16 protein-coding genes and 2 pseudogenes are annotated in these 19705 nt (G+C 53.8%); 7 read left to right on the top strand and 11 right to left on the bottom strand.

The features are described from left to right. The first annotated feature begins 344 nt into the window (after positions 1 to 344). Positions 345 to 1340 (top strand): oxygen-dependent tRNA uridine(34) hydroxylase TrhO, encoded by a 996-nt coding sequence (trhO, locus tag BUB54_RS13205; protein ID WP_048880012.1) that lies wholly within the window; start codon positions 345 to 347, stop codon positions 1338 to 1340. Between the two features lie 4 nt (positions 1341 to 1344). On the opposite strand, the gene BUB54_RS13210 is transcribed toward trhO, so the two are convergent. The 4 genes from BUB54_RS13210 to BUB54_RS13225 form a co-directional block, all read right to left on the bottom strand. Continuing rightward, positions 1345 to 1884 (bottom strand): MEKHLA domain-containing protein, encoded by a 540-nt coding sequence (locus BUB54_RS13210; protein WP_217652504.1) that lies wholly within the window; start codon positions 1882 to 1884, stop codon positions 1345 to 1347. Further along, positions 1868 to 3610 (bottom strand): PHA/PHB synthase family protein, encoded by a 1743-nt coding sequence (locus tag BUB54_RS13215; protein ID WP_048879995.1) that lies wholly within the window; start codon positions 3608 to 3610, stop codon positions 1868 to 1870. Before BUB54_RS13215 ends, BUB54_RS13210 begins: the two co-directional genes overlap by 17 nt. 79 nt (positions 3611 to 3689) lie before the next feature. Beyond that, positions 3690 to 5780 (bottom strand): ABC transporter permease, encoded by a 2091-nt coding sequence (locus BUB54_RS13220; RefSeq protein ID WP_048879994.1) that lies wholly within the window; start codon positions 5778 to 5780, stop codon positions 3690 to 3692. After that, positions 5777 to 6910: an efflux RND transporter periplasmic adaptor subunit gene (locus tag BUB54_RS13225; protein ID WP_048879993.1), complete on the bottom strand. Its 1134-nt coding sequence runs from the start codon at positions 6908 to 6910 to the stop codon at positions 5777 to 5779. Before BUB54_RS13225 ends, BUB54_RS13220 begins: the two co-directional genes overlap by 4 nt. 179 nt (positions 6911 to 7089) lie before the next feature. On the opposite strand from BUB54_RS13225, the gene BUB54_RS13230 reads away from it, so the two are divergent. The 4 genes from BUB54_RS13230 (at position 7090) to BUB54_RS13245 (ending at position 11191) form a co-directional block, all read left to right on the top strand. Continuing rightward, positions 7090 to 7734, top strand: a complete 645-nt coding sequence (locus tag BUB54_RS13230) for a MarC family protein (RefSeq protein ID WP_048879992.1) — start codon at positions 7090 to 7092, stop codon at positions 7732 to 7734. Between the two features lie 123 nt (positions 7735 to 7857). Beyond that, the gene (locus BUB54_RS13235; protein WP_175556513.1) at positions 7858 to 8367 is read left to right on the top strand and encodes a lipocalin family protein; all 510 of its coding nucleotides are present in this window, start codon (positions 7858 to 7860) and stop codon (positions 8365 to 8367) included. A 19-nt stretch (positions 8368 to 8386) separates the two neighbouring features. Further along, positions 8387 to 8920 carry a hypothetical protein gene (locus tag BUB54_RS13240; RefSeq protein ID WP_139284904.1) on the top strand — a complete coding sequence of 178 codons (534 nt, stop codon included), beginning with the start codon at positions 8387 to 8389 and terminating at the stop codon, positions 8918 to 8920. A gap of 171 nt (positions 8921 to 9091) precedes the next feature. Then, positions 9092 to 11191 carry a cellulase family glycosylhydrolase gene (locus tag BUB54_RS13245; RefSeq protein ID WP_139284905.1) on the top strand — a complete coding sequence of 700 codons (2100 nt, stop codon included), beginning with the start codon at positions 9092 to 9094 and terminating at the stop codon, positions 11189 to 11191. A gap of 33 nt (positions 11192 to 11224) precedes the next feature. Here BUB54_RS13245 and BUB54_RS13250 read toward each other — a convergent pair whose 3' ends face one another. The 7 genes and pseudogenes from BUB54_RS13250 to BUB54_RS21530 form a co-directional block, all read right to left on the bottom strand. After that, positions 11225 to 12445, bottom strand: a complete 1221-nt coding sequence (locus BUB54_RS13250; RefSeq protein WP_048879988.1) for an MFS transporter — start codon at positions 12443 to 12445, stop codon at positions 11225 to 11227. A 187-nt stretch (positions 12446 to 12632) separates the two neighbouring features. Then, positions 12633 to 13334, bottom strand: a complete 702-nt coding sequence (locus tag BUB54_RS13255) for an ABC transporter ATP-binding protein (RefSeq protein WP_048879987.1) — start codon at positions 13332 to 13334, stop codon at positions 12633 to 12635. 4 nt (positions 13335 to 13338) lie between these two features. Continuing rightward, complete coding sequence (locus BUB54_RS13260) at positions 13339 to 14046, bottom strand: ABC transporter ATP-binding protein (protein ID WP_048879986.1); 708 nt, start codon at positions 14044 to 14046, stop codon at positions 13339 to 13341. Beyond that, on the bottom strand, positions 14036 to 14917 hold the full coding sequence (locus tag BUB54_RS13265; RefSeq protein ID WP_241869447.1) for a branched-chain amino acid ABC transporter permease: 882 nt from the start codon (positions 14915 to 14917) through the stop codon (positions 14036 to 14038). The genes BUB54_RS13260 and BUB54_RS13265 overlap by 11 nt, the downstream gene beginning before the upstream one ends. Before the next feature lie 40 nt (positions 14918 to 14957). Next, positions 14958 to 15839, bottom strand: coding sequence for a branched-chain amino acid ABC transporter permease (locus BUB54_RS13270; protein ID WP_048879984.1), 882 nt, complete (start codon positions 15837 to 15839; stop codon positions 14958 to 14960). 92 nt (positions 15840 to 15931) lie between these two features. Continuing rightward, positions 15932 to 17245, bottom strand: a complete 1314-nt coding sequence (locus BUB54_RS13275) for an ABC transporter substrate-binding protein (RefSeq protein WP_241869446.1) — start codon at positions 17243 to 17245, stop codon at positions 15932 to 15934. Positions 17246 to 17505: 260 nt separating this feature from the next. Then, positions 17506 to 17721 (bottom strand): annotated as a pseudogene (locus BUB54_RS21530) (transposase); the annotation flags it as partial. A gap of 530 nt (positions 17722 to 18251) precedes the next feature. Between BUB54_RS21530 and rocF the strand changes: the two are divergent. Continuing rightward, positions 18252 to 19181, top strand: coding sequence for an arginase (gene rocF, locus BUB54_RS13280; protein ID WP_073211792.1), 930 nt, complete (start codon positions 18252 to 18254; stop codon positions 19179 to 19181). Then, positions 19181 to 19705: pseudogene (locus BUB54_RS13285) on the top strand (ornithine cyclodeaminase); the annotation flags it as partial. The gene rocF and the pseudogene BUB54_RS13285, both read left to right, overlap by 1 nt.

The raw sequence follows: 19705 nt of genomic DNA on the forward strand, positions 1-19705 counted from the left end.
GTTATCCACAGAGCTCTGCATAACCTTGTGGACAAGTGTGTGGATTGCTTCACAAGATCAGGGACAATAAAGTTAAGACCGGATGCCGTCCTATTAACCGGCTCACCCGAAAGACTTTAAAATATATATATTTTTCAATTAATTACAGTCAGAACTGCCGAGTTTTACGCGCCACCAGCCCAGTAAAACGCCTTGATTCCCAAGCTGTTTGAACGCGTGGACAACTTTTCCTACTGGATTTTGGTGCGATGCCGCATAAAAGCCCTGTACCACTCGGGTCAAATCCAGCCCCTTCCCCGGGCTTAACCCATGACGCAGCCGCGCTTCCCTGCTATGGGCCGTTCATGCCCGAGTTAAAGACAACCGCGTTAGAGACCTCTGAAGGCGGCGGCCTGCCAATCTGCGTCGCAGCGCTTTATAAGTTCACGCCCTTTGATGATTGCGTGAGCATAAGGGAACCGCTGGTAAAATTATGTTGCGAGCTGGGCGTAAAAGGCACACTGCTTCTGGCCCGTGAAGGCATTAACGGCACAATCGCCGGGTCAGAGGAGGCAATCGAGCGCGTCCTGGCTCATATCCGGCAATTGCCTGGTTGTGCAGAACTTGAGGTCAAGTTCTCGCGTGCGGCATCGCTGCCCTTTCACCGCATGAAGGTGCGGCTTAAGCGGGAGATTGTCACCATGGGCGAGCCGGATATCAACCCGCTCGCAAGTGTCGGCCAATATGTGTCGCCTGAGGAGTGGAATGCGCTCATTTCCGAACCGGGGACGATCCTGATTGATACGCGTAACGACTACGAAGTCGCTGCGGGTAGTTTCTCCGGTGCGATCGACCCGCATATCCGTAAATTCCGTGACTTTCCGGCATGGTTTCGAGCGCAGCGTGCCCGATTATTGGGCAATGGCACGCCGCCAAAGGTAGCCATGTTCTGCACCGGCGGCATACGTTGCGAGAAATCCACCGCATTCCTGAAAGAAGAAGGGCTTGAAGAGGTTTACCACCTGCAAGGTGGCATTCTGAAATATCTGGAGACCATCCCACCCGATCAAAGCCTTTGGAAAGGTGAGTGTTTTGTTTTTGATCAACGCGTCACCGTTGGCCACGGGCTGGCCATCGGGACACATGGACTGTGCTATGCCTGCCGCCGCCCGGTAAATAACGCTGACCGTGAATCCCCACTATACGAAGAAGGCGTCAGTTGCCCCGCCTGCCACGGAGAACGCACGGACGAACAACGCGCCCGCTATAGTGAACGCCACCGCCAGCAAAACCTCGCCGCTCTGCGGGAGGACGAGCATATAGGCGCTGTGCAAGTTCCTCATCACGCTCAAGAGGGGTAGCCAGCTACGCTTGGGCGACCTCATCCTGCCATTGATGAAACAGCGCGGCTTGACCGTGAATCGCGCCCATCTCGTCGATCAGTTGCCAGACGACCGCTTTTTCGATCCAAAAGCGCCGGCCAGATTTTGCAATGCGTAACCCCCGATAATTGTCGATAAAGCCGGTGCACGTAACGGCATCAAGCAAACGCTGCCGCTCTGAACGCTCCGGCGCCTGCGCAGACAGGCGGGATGGCAGGAGAGTGATCTCATCCCAATCATATTCAAAACAGCGCTGGGCAGACCGGTTGGCGTAGATAAAAACCGGATCGGCGGCTGTATTATGGGCTAGTACGCAAAAAGGAGCGTCCTGATACAGCCATTGCGCCTGAGGTACGGCATCATCATGGTTTTGCGTTGCGTCAGCAATGAGCGGCGCGCCAACCAGACGAGCGTAGCTGGAGGCTAGAAGGAGGTAAAATTCAGGATCAAGGGCGAGGTCCATGCCACATTCTGGCAGGTTGGTGTCCGACAATCCACCCGCGCCATCATGACGTGAGTACATAAGTACCCGGGGCGTCAGCCAGCGGCACGAGCCCTTTGCCAACCGCTCCCATCGAAGGCGGCGGTACCCGCGCGGGCTTGCTGTGTGAGGCCAACCATCTTTGCCAGGCGTGCCACCACGACCCGTCGCGCGGCATTGCGGCGGCGGCCCAGCTTTCGGGGTCTGTATAACGCTGCCCGGGCTGGCGTGTTTCGATCTGATATGAGCCAATCCCAGCATCAGGCGGGTTGATAATTCCGACATTGTGCCCGCCTGACGTCAACACAAAGGTCAGCTCCGTGTCGGTGAATAAAGACAGTTTATAAACCGATCGCCACGGGGCGATATGGTCGCGGGCCGTAGCCAGAAGAAAAATCGGCACGCGGATATCATGCAACGCAATTACCCGTCCCTCGACCGCGAAACGCCCCGCGGAGAGGCGGTTTTCAAGGAACAGCCCTCGCAGGTATTCGCTATGCATACGCGCGGGCATACGCGTTTGGTCAGAATTCCACGCACCGAGAGCGGTCATGGGCTCACGCTCGCCCAGAATGTAGGTCTTCAGCATCTTTGACCAAATCAGCTCATTCGACCGTAACGCGTTAAAGGCCGCTGACATTTGCTGTGTGTCGAGATAGCCTTGGTCCCACATCAAGTCTTCAAGCAGTGCTACCTGCCGTTCATCCAGAAACAACAGCAAATCCCCAGCGTCGGCAAAGTCAGTCTGGGCGGCGAGCAACGTAACACTTGCCAGACGCTCATCATGCTCTCGTGCCATTGTCGCCGCTGCAATCGCTAGGATTGTACCGCCAAGGCAATAGCCACATGCATGGATTTTCCGCTCTGGCAGAATGAGCTCAACAGCATCCAGTGCCGCCATCACACCGCCGAGGCGGTAATCATCCAGGCTCACGTCACGGTCTCTATGGCTGGGGTTTTTCCAGGAGATGATAAAAACCGTATGGCCGCGCGCGACGAGCCAGCGTACCAGGGAAGCTTCGGGCGAGAGATCAAATATATAATATTTCATGATCCACGCGGGAACAATCAAAACCGGCTCGGCAAAGACCGTCTCCGTATCCGGCGCGTATTGGATCAACTCCATCAGATCGTTTCGCATCACGACCTTGCCCGGTGCGGTGACGATATTTTCACCAATGACGAAGGCTTCCGCCCCCGCCGGTGGTTCACCGGACAATTCCCGGCCCAAATCCTCCCACCAGTTCTGCATACCCCGCAGCAGTGAAACGCCGCCTGATTGCGCGGTTTTGCTCAGGATGGTCGGGTTTAGCCAGGGAATATTAGCGGGCGACCACATATCCGCCGCTTGGCGCATCAAGAACTCCATCTCCCCTTGCGTCCTCTGCGCCACGCCCGGGACATGCCGCGTGGCCTCCAACCACCAATCCTCAGACATCATGTGCAGCTTGGCAAAGGTATTAAACGGCCACTTCGTCCATTCGGGAGAGCTAAAGCGGCGGTCCTCAGTTGGTTTCACGGCCCGTTTGTCGGCTTCATTCGCCATGGCGCGTGGCAAATCCAGGGCAAAGCGTCCGGATTCAATCCAGGCTCGCATCACGAGTTCGGCCTGCTTACCCGGCGAGATGGCAAGCTGCTCGGCCCATTCCGCCCAGGCTTCCAGCATGACCCGGTAAGAGACACCCCGCGTAATGCGTGCCCCCGCCGCCCGTAAGGCACGGTCATAGGTCTTAAATTGCGGGAATATCGCATCGCTTTGCGGACACATGTCTGAAACTCCGGGCAGCTGGAGGGAACCCTACCGACCCTTTCGGGCGCAGGCATTGATTCCGGTCAAGCAGAGCACCTCATTCATAACGAAGGGCTTCTATGGGGTTCAGCCGAGCCGCCTTGCGCGCCGGATACAAGCCAAAAAACACCCCCACCGCGACGGAAAACAGAAAACCGCCGAAAATCGCCAAAAACGAAACCGGTGCTGGCCATCCCGCAACAAGGGTGATGGTGGCGGAAACCGCAATGCCCAGCAAAATCCCGGCCAGACCACCCGTAACGCTGAGAAACACTGCCTCGGCGAGGAATTGCAGGAGCACATGCAGCCGTCGCGCGCCAATAGCCATGCGCAGGCCAATCTCCCGCGTACGCTCAGTTACCGAGACCAGAAGGATATTCATGATACCAATGCCGCCAACCAACAGGGCAATGGACGCAACTGCGGCCAGCAGCAGCGCCATGACGCGGCCAACGCTTTGCGCAGCCTCCGCGATCTGACTGAGATTATGAACTGAAAAATCCTGTATAGCCCCGGGCTTGATCTGATGCCTGGCCATCAACGTCTGCGTTACCTCCCGCATAGCCACGCCAACATTCAGCGGTGAGTTGGCCTGGATATAAAGTTGGTTAACATAACCGGTGAGCCGTGGCTGAAGGTCATAAGGGTTTGGCCATGGCGGGTAAGGCCAGTTGAGTTGCGTCTGTTGCTGCGTCGGCGCCGCCGCACCAAGCACGCGCTGCTCGGCAGTGGTAAAAGGGATCATCACGACGTCATCCTGGTCCTGACCAAAGGCAGTCTGACCTTTGCTGCTTAGCAGCCCGATCACCCGGAGCGGCGTGCTTCTCACCAATATCGTCGCGCCAATGGGGCTTTCGCCCGCCGGAAAAAGCTCCCGGTAAACCGTTCTGCCGATCAGCGCGACGAGAGCGCCGTGTTCCTCATCCGCTGGCGTGAACAAATGCCCGGAAGTGACGGACCAGTTGGTCATGGTCGTGTAGTGCAGGCTTACGCCCATGACGCTTGTGGCCCAGTTACGGTTTCCATAGCGGATTTGCGCGAGCGAGCGGATAACGTAGCTGACGCTGCCAACAGCCGGATTCTGGCGTTTAATCGCCTCCGCATCCGCCACGGTAAGAGTAGACGCGCTGCCAAAGCCACCATGCGCGCCGCTGCTGGTGGCGGCACCAGGCAAAACCACAAGCAAATTCGTCCCTAAACTTTCAATTTGCTTACGCACCGCTCGGTTCGCCCCCTGCCCCACCGCAACCATGGCAACCAGCGCGGCCACACCAATGAACACTCCAAGAATGGTCAAGGCCGACCGCATCCGGTTGCGCGCCAAAGCCTGGATCGCGGCACCTGAGATCATCCGCCCAAAAGCCAAAATTGAAGTTGCGGGAAAGCGCCGTGCTGGTTCATGTGCCGGCCGCTTCGGCAGGACACGTGATTGTGGCAGCGGGCCCTTGCACTTGTCAGAAACAATCTCGCCATCCCGCATGGTCAGCACCCGGTCGGCATAGTCTGCAATGTCCGCCTCATGGGTGATTACCAGAATGGTCACGCCCTGTTTCCGGTTTAGGGCCATAAGCGTATCCATGATCTCATGGGAAGTACGGGTATCGAGATTGCCGGTGGGTTCGTCCGCTAACAACAGGTCGGGCGCGTTGATCAAGGCGCGCGCAATGGCCACCCGCTGCTGCTGCCCGCCGGAGAGCTGCCCAGGTGTATTATTTTCACGCCCCGTCAGCCCGAGATTAGCCAATGCCTCGAGGGCACGTTGGCGCCGGGCCGGGCCACTCACCGGTCCTTCTGAGGTGTAATAGAGCGGCAAAGCCACATTCTCAGCTGCACTGGTGCGCGCCAGGAGGTTAAAGCTCTGAAACACAAAGCCCAACCGCTGGCTGCGGATGCTGGCAAGTGCCGGTTCCGGCAATACCGCCACATCAACGCCCTCAAACCAATATTGACCACTGCTTGGCTGGTCGAGGCACCCGAGAATAGCCATCAGAGTGGATTTCCCGGAACCTGACGCGCCCATAATGGCCACGAACTCACCTTTTTCAATGGTCAGACTGACGCGGCTAAGCGCCTGAACCTCCACATCTCCGGTATGGTAGATCCGGGATATATCCTGCAGCCTGAGCAGAGGTTCACTGGCCCGGGTCAAGGCTGAATAGCTCCTTTCTGGTCGCCGATAATAACCTCATCACCTGGTTTCACGGCGCCACTGAGAATTTCGGTATACACATCGTCATCAAGCCCGGTTGTCACCGGCTCCGGCTCCGGCTTGCCCGCGCGCAGCACCCAAAGCCGCGCTCCTGAACGACCGGGGGCTCCAGTCGGCGCGTATTGTAGAGCTTGGTCTGGAACACGGATCACATCCTGCCGTTCGGAAGTGATAATCTGCACGGACGCTGTCATGCCTGGCTTCAGGGCCAGATCCTGATTGTCCACATCGACTATAACATCATAGGTAACAACATTCTGAACCGTTTGCGGTGACTGGCGCACTTGCGCAACGACGCCATGAAACACACGCTCGGGAAAAGCCAGCACAGTGAAACTCACCCTCTGCCCGTCTCTAATAGCACCTATATCCCCTTCCGCGACATTGGTATCCACCTGCATTTTGGTGAGGTCAGTAGCGATCAGAAACAAGGTCGGCGTCTGAAATGAGGATGCAACCGTCTGTCCCACAGTGACATTGCGCGACACCACAACACCATTCACAGGCGAGACGATGTTTGTATAATCGAGATCCACCTGCGCGGCGGCAAGTGCAGCTTGATCGGCCTGAATTTGCGCTTTATCGAGCAGAACCTGAGCCTTATCCACCTCAAATGCCGCCTGCGCGGCGTCCGCCGCCTCCGCTGAGATTGAGGATTGCTTCAGCAGCATCTGATCACGTTGATTTGTGATCGCTGAATAGCGAAGTTTGGCCTCATCTTTGGCAAGACTGGCATGGTCCACAGCCAGCTTCGCTGTATCCTGATCAACAATAGCCTGATAAGCGCGAGGATCGATTTTGGCGCAAATCTGCCCCACCTTCACAACGGTATTATAGTCGCAATAAAGCGCTTGAATAATGCCAGACACAGCCGCGCCAACGATAATCGTGAGTTTGGGGTTCACCGTACCGGTGGCCGTGACCGTACGGGTGACAGCGCCGCGTGAAACTGTTTCCGTTTGATAGCGCAGGCCGGGTTGCCGATTGGCATGCCACCAGAGCATCGCACCAAAAGCAATTAGCAATAAGGCTGTCATGCCTGAATAGCGCCACAGCTTCTTGCCCTGCATTTAACCGCTCATCCGTTCATGCCTTCTCCACCCAAAGAGAGATCAGAACAAACGTCTAACATGCCCATCGGGCTCTGCTGTTGACGCAGGTCAATCAACGGGGTGAAGCTTGTTTTGCAATCACTTAGCGATCAAAACCATTCTTTTTATTAAAACCCTGACTTTTTGGAGACTGGGCCGTGGACATAGCATTTGCTGCCAAATTTCTGGGCGCGTTGTTCGCCATCATGAATCCCTTTATCAACTTGCCCTTCTTTCTTGCCATGACAAGCGGCCGTACAGTGGCGGACCAACGCCATTTGGCGCTGCAGATCGCGACTTACACGGCGGTGATGTGCACAGTCATTTCTCTAGCGGGCAGCCTGATTCTCAGCTTTTTCGGGATCTCGGTGAATGCTTTTCGGGTCGCTGGCGGGCTTGTTCTACTGCTGATCGCTCTTTCAATGCTGAATGGTCACCCGATCACCTCACACGAACGCGGAGACCACGAAAAAAGCGATGATTCCGGCCAGAGCGCAGAGGATGACAGCATTGCCTTCTATCCGATGACCTTCCCCCTCATCGTTGGCCCCGGCACAATCGCGACGCTAATTATCTATATATCTCAGGCCAACAGCGCCGCGACCTATACCGCCTTTGGGGTGGTGGTTGCGGCACTGATCATCACTCTTCTGGTGGTGTTCTATTTTGCTGCGTCCATTGGCAAGCTGCTCTCCGCGCGGATGCGTGTCATCATTACACGCCTGATGGGAATGATCCTCGCAGCGATCGCCGTTGGCATGGTTGTTGATGGCCTTAAAGTCCTGCTCCCGGGCCTAGCCTGATTATTCCTCCTTAGCCAGGGCAAGCCACCAATGATCTACTCTTCACATCCTAACGTATTACAAAGCTGGGAAAGAGGAAAAATCATGCGCACTTGGCTTTGCTGGATTATATTACTGCCACTCATGGGCTGCGCCGCAGAGCAACCCACAATTTCAGCTCCGCCCCCCGTGAAAAGTGTCGATATGTCGCGGCTCTACACGGGAACGTGGTACGAGGTCGGCCGCGCCCCGATGAATTTAACAAATGGCTGCGTGGCTGGCACAACCGCATATTTCGCCAACAAAAAGGGGCAGTTGATGGAGCGTGATGCCTGCCGGAAAAACACGCCCGAGGGTAAGGAAAAAGCTTATCAAGGAACAGTCGCAATACTAAATCCCGGCGAAAACAATAAGATTTTGGTGCGTTACAAGGTTTGGCATTTTTTCACGGTTCCCTACACCTATTGGGTACTGGATCACGGGCAAAATTATAATTGGTTCATCGTCGCCAATCCGCAGATGACGCTCGTTTCTATGCTCACCCGCGAGCCAAATCCGCCTCAAGCCACGATAAATATGCTCACGTCCCGCGCTCGGGCTCTCGGTTATCACGGACCGCTCGAATATCCCGCCCGTTTCCCGCCCAAGAAATGAGCGAAGGAGAATGCAGATTATGCGCTGGATCACCGCTTATATCGCGCATCCTGACCCCTTAACCGCGAAGTCTAGCCTGATCGCATTCGTCATCGCCAGTAACGGCCCATTCTATCCGCTCTATATCTATCTACTGATCGGCTGGGCTGCATGGCCAACAGGGTTGACCATGCTGGCAAGCCCACTCTTTATGTTGCTGCCTGCGTTGTCGCGGCGCAACAGCCTAGCTGGACGAGTAGCTTTGCCACTTGTGGGAACCGTAAATACGATCTGGTGCACCAAGCTGCTGGGCATAGCTTCTGGCGTTGAGCTATTTCTGCTTCCCTGCATTAGCCTCGCGGCACTTTCTTTCACTGTTAATGAAAGACGTATCGCATGGGCTGTTCTGGCACTGCCCTTTGCGTTCTATCTATGGCAGAATCATGGCGGTGGAATAGGCGGCCCCTTGCTTTCATTCACTAATGCACAAAATGCAGCGATACGTTCGCTTAATATTGCTAGCGTCGGGACTTTAACCGCCTTTCTGGGATTGGTGTACGCCAAGCACAGCTAATAATACCTCTTCCAAAATTACCATTTAGAGTTGATCTGCTCCAACCGGTGGGCAAACAAAAGCGCGATATGTCTTACTAAGAGGTAACGGTTTAATATCTGAATTTAACTATTCCCGTTCGCTTGGTCACCGTAATCTAATGCACGTGCATTAAACGGGAGAACCTGGACCTTGTCTCTAACCATCGATGTTGTAGGAGGAACGCTTAACAGCCATCCGGAGACGACTACGCCGGGCAGCTTTTCTATTGGCTTAAATGTCAGCGGCATGGAGTATGGCGGTGCCGGCGCGGTCGCTAACTATAATTATGTTGTCCCCACGCTGAATGAACTCCAATATTATCACGCGCAGGGGCAGGACCTTATACGTCTTCCAATTTCTTGGACAACCCTGCAACCCAGTCTGAACGGCCCTTTGGATTCCACATATCTCTCAAACATTGAAAATGTACTAAGTAACGCCGCCTCGCTCGGCATGAAGGTAATCGTGGATATACATGATTACGGCGCCTATAACGGCAACGACATCGGAACGTCCGCAGTTACCGACGCAGATTTTGCCAATTTATGGAAACAGCTATCAACGGCATTGGCTGGCAAGCCGGGGCTTGGTGGCTATGACTTAATGAATGAACCCAATAACATGCCAAGTGCAACGGCTTGGACTGACGCCGCGCAAGCCGCAATAACAGCGATCCGAACCGTTGATATGTCAACGCCAATTTACGTTGAAGGTAATCATTGGGCAAATTCTTATGACTGGAGTACGGTCAATCCGGGCTTTACAACGCTGAACGATCCCGCGAACAATCTAATTTTTGAAGCGCATGTCTATCTGGATAGTAATGACAGCGGTACGAATTACGATTGGTCGCAACAAGCAAGCCTTGGCGTCACGACAGATACCGGCGTGCAACGCTTGCAAGACTTTGTGACGTGGTTACAGACCAATCACCTGAAAGGCATGGTCGGAGAAGTCGGTGTCGGCAACGATAATTCTGACTGGCTGACTGCCCTGGACAATACGTTAAACTATGCGCAAGCCAACAACTTGGCAACGACTTATTGGGCCGCCGGAGCTTGGTGGGGCAACTACCCTATGTCCGTGGAACCTCAAAATGGGGTTAATGCGCCTCAAATGGCTGTCCTTGACAAATATAGCGGCAATTACCCGACCGTTTCCGTTGCGACTGTTACCGGTCAGGCAACAGCCGGATCGACTATTTATCTGAGTGAAAACGACGTACTCTTAACAACGACAACAGCAAACTCCACCGGCGGCTGGTCTTATACTCTAACAGGTTTGAGCAATGGCATTCATATCATCGTCGCAGGCAATACACCTCCTGGCGTTGACGGTACAATCAGCGCTACGGTGTTCAACCTTGAATCAGGCCAAAACACGGGCAATCCCATTTGCTATACGCCCGGCACCCGCATACTTACACCAACCGGCGAAAAGTCCGTGGAGGATTTGCGGTCCGGTGACATAGTAGTCAGTCGCCTGAAAGGTTTTCAGCCGATCAAATGGATTGGCCGCCAGAGTTATGATCCAAGCTTCCTTTCGCAAGACAAACTGCCCGTTCAAATTGCCGCGGGTACCTTTGGGCCGAACATGCCAACCGAGGCGTTAAGCGTCTCCCCAGGTCACTCCATTCTACTTGGGGAAAAACTGATCCTAGCCAAGAACCTCATCAATGGAGTAAATGTTATTCAGCCTGAGGCAACAAAAACTATAGAATATTATGCTCTTGAACTAGATGAACATGATTGTGTCTGCGCCAACGGTATTTGGGCTGAAAGTTTCGCAGACGGACCTGGATTGCGCAACCAATTTCATAATCGCGCTACGTTTCTTGACCGCTTCCCTGATTATATAGAGCCAGATGCAGTTAAGCTTTGTGCTATTCGTCCTGAATCTGGCGTGGAATTAGAAGAAGCAATTCTGCCCATTATAGCTCACCTTAATATTACACCCGGCCCTCTTTGGGGTTATGTAGAACAAATCGGGCCTGAAGAGATTATAGGCTGGGCCTGGGATGCAGGAAACCCGGATGTGCCCGTACTCATGGAAATCTGGGCAGACGATGAAAAACTAGGCAACGCACTTGCATGCCACCACCGGGTTGATCTCACGCAAGCTGGATTAGGGCGCGGACACTGTATGTTCTCTTTCATCCGGCCCACTTCACCAATCGGTATCATATCAGTTCGCCGTGCATCAGACGGAACAATCCTTCCGCGCCATGAAGCATGTCAGGCAGCCGCTTAGTCATTTAACAAAGCCGCTCTAGTTTCGCTTAAGTTAGGCAGACGTTTCTTGCACTAGGGCGGCACGCCTCAACGTTGCACTGATTAATCCTAAAACTAATGCCATAACCGACAGTCCAAACCCAATCCAAAACAACACATTATAACTAAAGAGCGCCACCAATGCCCCCCCTGCAATGCCCCCAAGCACATTATCAAGGCTCATAAGCGCATTTGCCACGCCGAGTGCGTCTCCTTCTTTTTCAGAACTAACCGCGTCAACAACACCATCATTCATACCAACAGCCACAAACGCATAGGCACAACTCATGACTACAAATCCAGCAGCGCCTAATGCCCCGTTGCTCTGAACCACAGCACCATACATCAGCACAAAGGATACAGCGCTGACCAATGCACCAAGCGTCACTGAAACAACTGATGAAATACGTCTCGCTATCCAACCAGCCATTAAAAATAGCGGGACACTAAGAGCCGTGCTTCCTGAATATATCAAAGAAGATGGTGCTTCACCAAAGCCGAATGCATGGCGCATCAATAATGGATAGAGTGCGAAGATTGGCGCCCAAGCCAGGATTAGCAACGTCCAGCGGGTTAGAATCATCGCCAGATAGGCAGACCGCAATGTGAGAAATGCCTGAAAACGAATTTGGCGTAGATGATGACCATGTAGCACACCGGGCAACAAAGACTGTGATTGGTGTAAGCGCCAGTGACGATGCGTAAAGTTCAACTTTTCTTGCTGGATCAGCCCGCGGGCCATCCAAGCCGCTGAAACCAAACCAACCAACAAAAACGGTATACCGAGTGCTGGGCCAGTATAAAGCGAGGTAGCAAGTAACCCAATAACCTGCCCGACAACCATCATGCTCTGCATATCGGCGATATAAGAATCCCACTTTTCACGCGGGAAAATTCTCGTGACCTGCACCGTAGCTAGCGCGAACGCTCCTGCTGAAAACAGGCCAAAAGCAAAGGCAGTCAAGGGCAGAAAGTCATTCCCTAGAAAGGAGAGCACAATCCAGCCTCCCCCGGCTAATAGCGTACTCAGAAAAATGAGGCCCGCTACCGGCTGCTTGCGTGACAAATGACCCCAGACAGGGGCACCAATAGCAACGCCCAAATTAAGCATTGCGAATACCAGCCCCGCACGGTTGGTTGAGCCAGCCAATAGCGGCAGCGCCATACCTGCCACTCCCCATACAACGCCATACACCATTGTGAAGGGCAAAGCATGGACCAAAAACTTCAGCATGTCTGGCTCTCCTTCTGCTTTTGCATTTTCATGCAACGCTTTTTGGGCAGAGGCCAAATCACACAGTAAACATACACTTCATTAAGATGCAGAAAACCTAGGAAACACTGGCCTCACAAATTCAAAATCTTGCAAGAAGAAAAGGAAACGCAAGACCAGCAGCTTTGCGTTTCCTTAAATACACTCCCTATAGACCGAAATACGCTTCACGCACCACATCGCTAGATTCCAGCTCAGCACGCGTACCCGAGTGCTTTACCTGTCCGCCCTCCAGCAAATAGCCACGGTCTGCCAGCGAGAGGAAAGCAATATTCTGCTCGGCAATCAGCAGCGTCATGCCACCGGTAATAGCGTATTTAAGCACATCCACCACCTGTTTGACAAAAACCGGTGCTAAACCAGATGAAGGCTCGTCCATTAACAGCAGCTTCGGTTCAGAAACAAGAACCTTGGCAATACCCAGCATCTTCCGTTGCCCGCCTGAAAGGCTGGCAGCTTGCTCGCGCCTCTTATTAGCTAAGGCTGGAAACAATTCATAAAGCCGTGTGCTGCGCCTCCGCACTTCAGCACCAGAAAGAAAGTAGCCTCCTAAACGAATATTTTCTTCAATCGTCAGTCCAGGAAAAACACCCAGCTCCGACATATACGCAATGCCCCGGCGAATACGCTGGTCCGGCGGCAAATTATGGATGGGCTCACCCTCAAACAAAATCGATCCACCCGTGCAAGGCAGCAGACCGATAATTGTACGCAACAGCGTGGTTTTGCCGGCGCTATTTGCACCAAGCAAAATTACAGTTTCAGATTCATTCACTGTGAGGTCAATGCCCCAAAGAATCTGCATCGGGCCGTAGCCGGACTCAACATCCTTAAGTATGAGACGACTCATAATTTCATCCTCCGATGAACGCCGCGACCACCTCTGGGTCCTGCGAAGCCTCTTTAAGAGGGCCTTCAAACAGTAGCCGCCCGGCACCAAGCACGATCACGCGGTTGGTAATTCTGTTGAGGAAGTCGAGCAGATGTTCGACGACGATAAGCGCAATGCCTCGCGCAGCTAACGAGGTCAACAGGGATGCAATCCCTCCCAACTCCGCGGGATTCAACCCCGCACCAATCTCATCAACCAGAAGAATGCGTGGGTTGGTCGCAAGCGCACGCCCAAGATCAAGCATCTTTTGCTGATTCACGGTCAGCGAACCGGCTTGTATATCAGCCTGGGACGTTAGCCCGACTTGCTCGAGAATGCCGTCGATCTCAACCTCACCCCGATTCGCAAAGGTTGCTGCAACTTCAACGTTTTCCCGAACACTCATCTCGCGGAAACATTTAGGAACTTGAAAGCTGCGATTAATACCACGATGAGCGATGCGAAAAGACGGTAAACGCTGGATCTCATGTCCCTCGAAAATTACACGCCCAACATCGGCCTGATGAACGCCTGAAATCACGTTAATCGTCGTGGTTTTGCCGGAGCCATTTGGCCCAACAAGCCCAACGATCTCCCCACCATGAACCGAGAAACTCAACTGGTCGAGCACCGTAAGCCCGCCGAAGCGCTTGCCGACATTTTCCAAACGGAGCAAAGGTTCAGAGGACATTGATGCGCCTCCGGGTTAATAAGGACATGAGTCCATTGGGTAAAAACAATACCAGCCCGACAATGAGCGCCCCATAGATTAACTCGAAATATTGCGGCGCGGACACGCCAATTCCATCATAGAGCATGTAAAGCACAGCCGCCCCGAGCAGAGGCCCAATCACCGTTCCAACGCCGCCGAACAGCGCAAAGACAATGGCAAAAACCGAGATCTGCAAGGTAAACACTGCACTCGGATAGAATACCGAAAGATCCCAGGCGTAAGTTCCGCCGATCATCCCTGCCATAGCAGCCGAAACAAGCCAGACAATTAAGCGCTCACGCACTACATTCACGCCTGCGAAAGCGGCACTCACAGGATCCTGGTTCATCGCTTTCAGCCCCAGGCCAAAGCGCGACAAACGGAAATAAGCAGCCAGCGCTGTGACAACCAGAAGCAATGCCAACATCGTCAGGTAGCTTGCATGTGGAGCGTAAACCTGTTCAATCTTTATACCGTATGGGCCACCTGTAATGGATTTCAGATCCTCATTCGCGACGATGAAATAGATAATCTGTGAGGCTGCCAGGTTGGCGATCGAGAAATAGGCCCCCGAAAGACGCAGTAGCGGGCCAAGAATAAGGGCAATAAGAGCCGCCGCTAAACCGCCACCCAATACACAAACCAGAATAGGCAAGCCTGTGAAGGTCACCAGCAACGAGGTTGCATAAGCCCCAGTGCCGAAAAACCCAACATAACCAAATGGCAAATAGCCGGTGAATCCATAAAGAAGATTCAGTCCCTGAGCGAGGCCCATGAACGTCATCATCGTGAGCAACACCGAATGGTTGGTATAAAATTCCGGTGCCATCAAAAACACAAAGGCCAGCACCGCCAGGACAATAGCCGGCCCCCGCAAAGAGGGTATCGACTTACGCATTGCGCACCGCCTTTCCAAGCAGGCCAGAAGGACGGACAAGCACAATCAAAACCAGCAACACATAAGGAACAAGATTCGACCAGGATGGGTAGAAGGTTTGCATCAACATGGTTCCAACACCAAAGACCAGGCCGCCAACAACCGTCCCCAACGGATTACCGAGCGAGCCAATGATAATAATGGCAAATGACGTGGTGGTCAGGTCGCTACCGTCAGACGGAGAAATTGATCCCACCAGATAAGGCACGAATACTCCGGCAATGCCTGCCAAGGACAAACCGATAATAAAGGCAATTGCTGAAACACGGTTGACATTGATTCCCGTTGCCAGCGCTTCCTCACGATTGGCGATAATCGCGCGTGTCGCATAGCCCAGGCGTGTGCGCGAAAAATAAAGCCACAGCCCGCCGATGCATAAGAGGCTCACCGCAACGGCCACCCACCAGCTATCGGGAAATTGTTGCCCCAGCACGCCAAAATTCCCACTGCCAAGCGCCTCTCCGGGAAGCGAGCGCTCGTCTACACCAAACAACAAGGTCATCACCGCTTCAATCATCTGGGCAACGCCAAAAAACAGAATGAAGGAAAGCATTTCCGGGTCCCGGCTGCGTTGCAGGCGTGGCACTACGCCGTAATAGAGCGGATAGCCAATGGCGATTCCTCCCAAAACGGCAAGCGGAACACCAAAGATCGGGTTCAGGCCGAGACTGCTCGTAACCAGATAGGCCCCAAAGCCACCCAGCATAACAAACTGCCCGTGCGCGAGGTTGATAATCCGCATAACGCCAAAGATCAGGTTCAGCCCAATTGCGACGAGGCTAAAGAAGATCCCGTAGAGAATGCCACCAATTATGGCATATTCAAGAAGTGCCACCGGCCTGCTCTTTCATCCAATATCGTCAGAACCAAAAAAGCTGGCGGAACCCCCGACCAACACGCAGGGGTTTGCCAACTCAGGAGACCCGATTATTGCTTCGGCGCAGGATAAACCGGCTTACCGGTTGCTTTGTCCTCAGGATAAACAACAACAATCTTGTTTGTATCACCAGAAGGAATCAACTGCGCGACAGAGAACAGCTCGCCAAGTTGCGCGCCGTTTTCATTGATCTTGAATTCGCCTTCAAGTGTCTTGGTCTTGCCAGACATATCCATCAGCGCCTGATGGAAGGAAAGTTGGGTAAATTGCGGCGCTTGGCCGAGCATGTCCTGCATAATGAGGCCGGTATTAAAGCCTGCCACATTCAAAAAGTTAGGTGCTTCGTTCTTGGCCGCCGTATAATCCTTCACGAACGTCGCGGTATCCGGACCATATGTGGTATCTGTCGTCGCCACCAATGGCGGGGTGGGATAGGTGTAGGTATAGGCCATCGCCTTGGCACCCACAGTCTTTTCCATCATCTTCATCAGCTGGCCGGGGAAGATGGTGAACGTCATGTTGAAATGCAGGCCACTGCTAGAAAGCGTGCGCAGAAACGCAATGTCATTCGGCGGATAGCCGAATTCGATCAGCGCCTCCGGGCGGCGCGCAGCAATAGTGTGCAACAGCACATTATAGTTGGTCTCACCAGTCGGCACTCCATGATAGTAAACCGGAGTTACACCGCCCTTAACCAGCGTCTCTTTCAGCGTTTCAGCCTGAGAGGCGTCAAAATCGTTGGAGTCATAAATCACGGCCACGCGTTTGATATGCTGATCCAGCAGGAAATGCGCTAGCGGCAACGGCCAAACCGTGGATGAGGGAATGCTCACATCGGCGAGATAATTGGTTTTCTGCGTAAAGAAGTTCGCCCCCGACCCCGTCGGATCGATAAGCAGCATCTTATGCTCCGCGGCCAACGGAACCGCCACGGAGGTCAGAACAGAGCCAAAGTCAGCTACCAGCAGGTCCACATGGTCTTGTGTGATAAGCTGGTTGTAAAGTGTCGTCGCCGTAGAGGTGGAGCTTTGATCGTCGTAAGCGACAATCTTCACGGGAATTTTTTTGTTAAATGCTTTGACAAAAACGCCGCCATCAGCATTCACTTCCTTGGCCCAATATTCAAGCCCCTCATACTGGCCTTTGGAGGCAATAGCAAAATTACCCGTGGAAGCATAGAGTGTACCAATTTTGATAACCGACGGCGCTGTTGCGGTATCCGCCATTGCGGCACCTGGCAACACCAGCCCAGCGGTCATTACACTTGCAAGCCACGCCTTTTTGAGAGCCTTAATCATACAGAGCATCCTCCACTTTTCTTTAAGAATTCGGCCAAAAAAAACCAGCAACCATTTGATAAACAAAATTTAATTGAACAATAGCGTATTTCATCTTCCAAGCAAAGCTTTCTTCTCCCCCTTGTAAGAAAACTTGACCAGCTTGTTCCGCCACCTTCTAAGGAAAGGCAGACCAAATTGGTCTGACCAAACACCTAAAAAGCCACAAGCTCTTCCATGTCAGTTATCTATCTTAGAGTCCTCTTCAACGCCTCGAGCAGGGCACGCATTTATATGAATAAGCCCCCGATTGTGGTGAGTACCTTATGGATGTCGATGCGGTCGGCGTCGCGCAACCGCCGCCAGCAGGTAATGCCGGAGACGCCCCCTCTCAAGCGGCAGCATCTCCCACGGAAGGTCTGACCGCAGCACAAACAAGATGTTCGTCAGCGCTGCCCGTGATGACACTCGAAGAGTTGCCGCCCCTGGGCTTCAAAGGCTCAGGCGGCAACAACGATTCAACAATCAGCCACGGTGCGTCAAGGGAGTAAAGGTAAGGCCACCTTCCCCATGAATCACCCTATCCGAGCCGGACAAGAGGTTTTGAAAGGGACGCCTACGTGATGAGATTTTCCGAAGAGCCAGCCGGTTCACCATTCGTAGACACTTATCTCTGAACTTCATCAGCCCGCTTACGAGAGGCGGGTGTCGTAATCAAACAAGTTCTCCACTTTTTCACAAGCAAGTCCACTGCCTAGAGCTATTGAAAGGACATTGCACCTCAATCCGACTTTTGGATGACCGTATAATCAAGAATGGTTCCTGATTCTTCGAACTGCGCCATCCGACACCACACGGTAACTCGGAAACGCCCCACCTCTGCTGCAGAGCTCCACAATGCTGTAGCACCCGTTACGACGCAACAGACTTGTGGGCTTGTTGTCTATTCCATCCACTCTTTATCATTTTGATAAATTAACTCCGCCGAATTGATAAATTAATTATAAAAATATGCCAATTCTCATTGTTCACTTCGCCGTGCTGAGCTGTCTATCCTAAGGCAACGGGATGGAAAGCCCGATACGGGAAGCGGATGATTCCAAAACATTGCAAATTGATCGGCGCGCCGATCCAAGACGGTGCCAAAAGGCTAGGTTGTGAGATGGGCCCGAGTGCGCTGCGCACGGCGGGACTGGCAACGGCGATTGCCCGGCTGGGCCACCGCGTGACGGACCTTGGTACGCTGCCCAAACCCGCCCCCATTGCGGCGGCCTTCCCCAACCATGCCTTGAAGAACCTGCCTGATGTCGCCGCCTGGGTGCAACTGCTAACGCATGTGGCGTATGAGGAAAGCGCGGATGCCATGCCCATTTTCATGGGTGGAGACCACAGCCTTTCAGCGGGGACGGTCAGCGGCCTGGCACGGCGCGCGCAACAAGCGGGCCGGCCTTTTTATGTTTTATGGCTGGACGCGCATACGGATTTTCATAGCCTGCACTCCACCGTCAGCGGCAATATTCATGGCACGCCAGTGGCCTATTTCACCGGGCAGGCGGGGTTTGAGGGGGCGTTTGCGCCGCCGCCGGTGCTGGTGGACCCCAGCAATGTCGTCATGCTGGGCATACGCAGCGTGGATGACGCCGAGCGCGAGAAACTGCCCGCCAGCGGGATCACTGTATTCGACATGCGCGCCATTGATGAATTCGGCATCGCTTTGCCGTTGCAGCGGTTTCTGGACCGCGTGCAGGCGGACCATGGGCTGCTGCATGTCAGTTTCGATGTAGATTTTCTCGACCCCGCCATCGCGCCCGCTGTGGGCACAACCGTACCTGGCGGGGTGAATTTCCGCGAGGCGCATCTGGTGATGGAAATGCTGCATGACAGCGCACTGGTGTCGAGCCTCGATATTGTGGAACTGAACCCGTTTCTCGACGAACGCGGCCGTACCGCGACATTGCTGGTCGATCTCGTGGCAAGCCTGTTGGGGCGCCGCGTGCTGGACCGCCCAACCTGGAGCTTCTGATGTCTCAACCCGCCAATCTGAATGTCGTGCCGTTTGTCAGCGTCGATCATATGATGAAGCTAATTCTACAAATCGGCATTGAAACCTGCCTGACCGAACTAGCCGCTTATGTGGAGGAGGATTTCCGCCGCTGGGAAAGCTTCGATAAAACCGCGCGGGTGGCAGCGCATTCGGTGGATGGCGTGATCGAGCTGATGCCTGCCAGCGACAATGTACTCTACGCCTTCAAATATGTGAACGGCCACCCCAAGAACACGCGCAGTGGGAGGCAGACCGTGACCGCATTTGGACTGCTCGCGGATGTGGCCACGGGCTATCCGATTTTGCTGTCTGAAATGACACTGCTGACGGCACTGCGCACCGCCGCCACCTCCGCCGTGGCGGCGAAACATCTGGCACCGAAAAACGCACACGCCATGGCGCTGATCGGCAATGGGGCGCAGTCTGAATTTCAGGCCATGGCGTTCAAGGCTATGCTGGGTATTGATACGCTGCGGCTATATGATATCGACCCCGCCGCGACC

Origin of the sequence: Acidocella aminolytica 101 = DSM 11237, from assembly GCF_900129125.1 — a bacterium.
GTDB classification, from domain to species: domain Bacteria; phylum Pseudomonadota; class Alphaproteobacteria; order Acetobacterales; family Acetobacteraceae; genus Acidocella; species Acidocella aminolytica.

Bases quoted from the DNA above. Each gene is read 5' to 3' on its own strand.
- trhO (WP_048880012.1), top strand. From the start codon at position 345: ATGCCCGAGTTAAAGACAACCGCGTTAGAGACCTCTGAAGGCGGCGGC.
- BUB54_RS13210 (WP_217652504.1), bottom strand. From the start codon at position 1,884: ATGTACTCACGTCATGATGGCGCGGGTGGATTGTCGGACACCAACCTG.
- BUB54_RS13215 (WP_048879995.1), bottom strand. From the start codon at position 3,610: ATGTGTCCGCAAAGCGATGCGATATTCCCGCAATTTAAGACCTATGAC.
- BUB54_RS13225 (WP_048879993.1), bottom strand. From the start codon at position 6,910: ATGCAGGGCAAGAAGCTGTGGCGCTATTCAGGCATGACAGCCTTATTG.
- BUB54_RS13235 (WP_175556513.1), top strand. From the start codon at position 7,858: ATGGGCTGCGCCGCAGAGCAACCCACAATTTCAGCTCCGCCCCCCGTG.
- BUB54_RS13240 (WP_139284904.1), top strand. From the start codon at position 8,387: ATGCGCTGGATCACCGCTTATATCGCGCATCCTGACCCCTTAACCGCG.
- BUB54_RS13250 (WP_048879988.1), bottom strand. From the start codon at position 12,445: ATGCTGAAGTTTTTGGTCCATGCTTTGCCCTTCACAATGGTGTATGGC.
- BUB54_RS13255 (WP_048879987.1), bottom strand. From the start codon at position 13,334: ATGAGTCGTCTCATACTTAAGGATGTTGAGTCCGGCTACGGCCCGATG.
- BUB54_RS13260 (WP_048879986.1), bottom strand. From the start codon at position 14,046: ATGTCCTCTGAACCTTTGCTCCGTTTGGAAAATGTCGGCAAGCGCTTC.
- rocF (WP_073211792.1), top strand. From the start codon at position 18,252: ATGATTCCAAAACATTGCAAATTGATCGGCGCGCCGATCCAAGACGGT.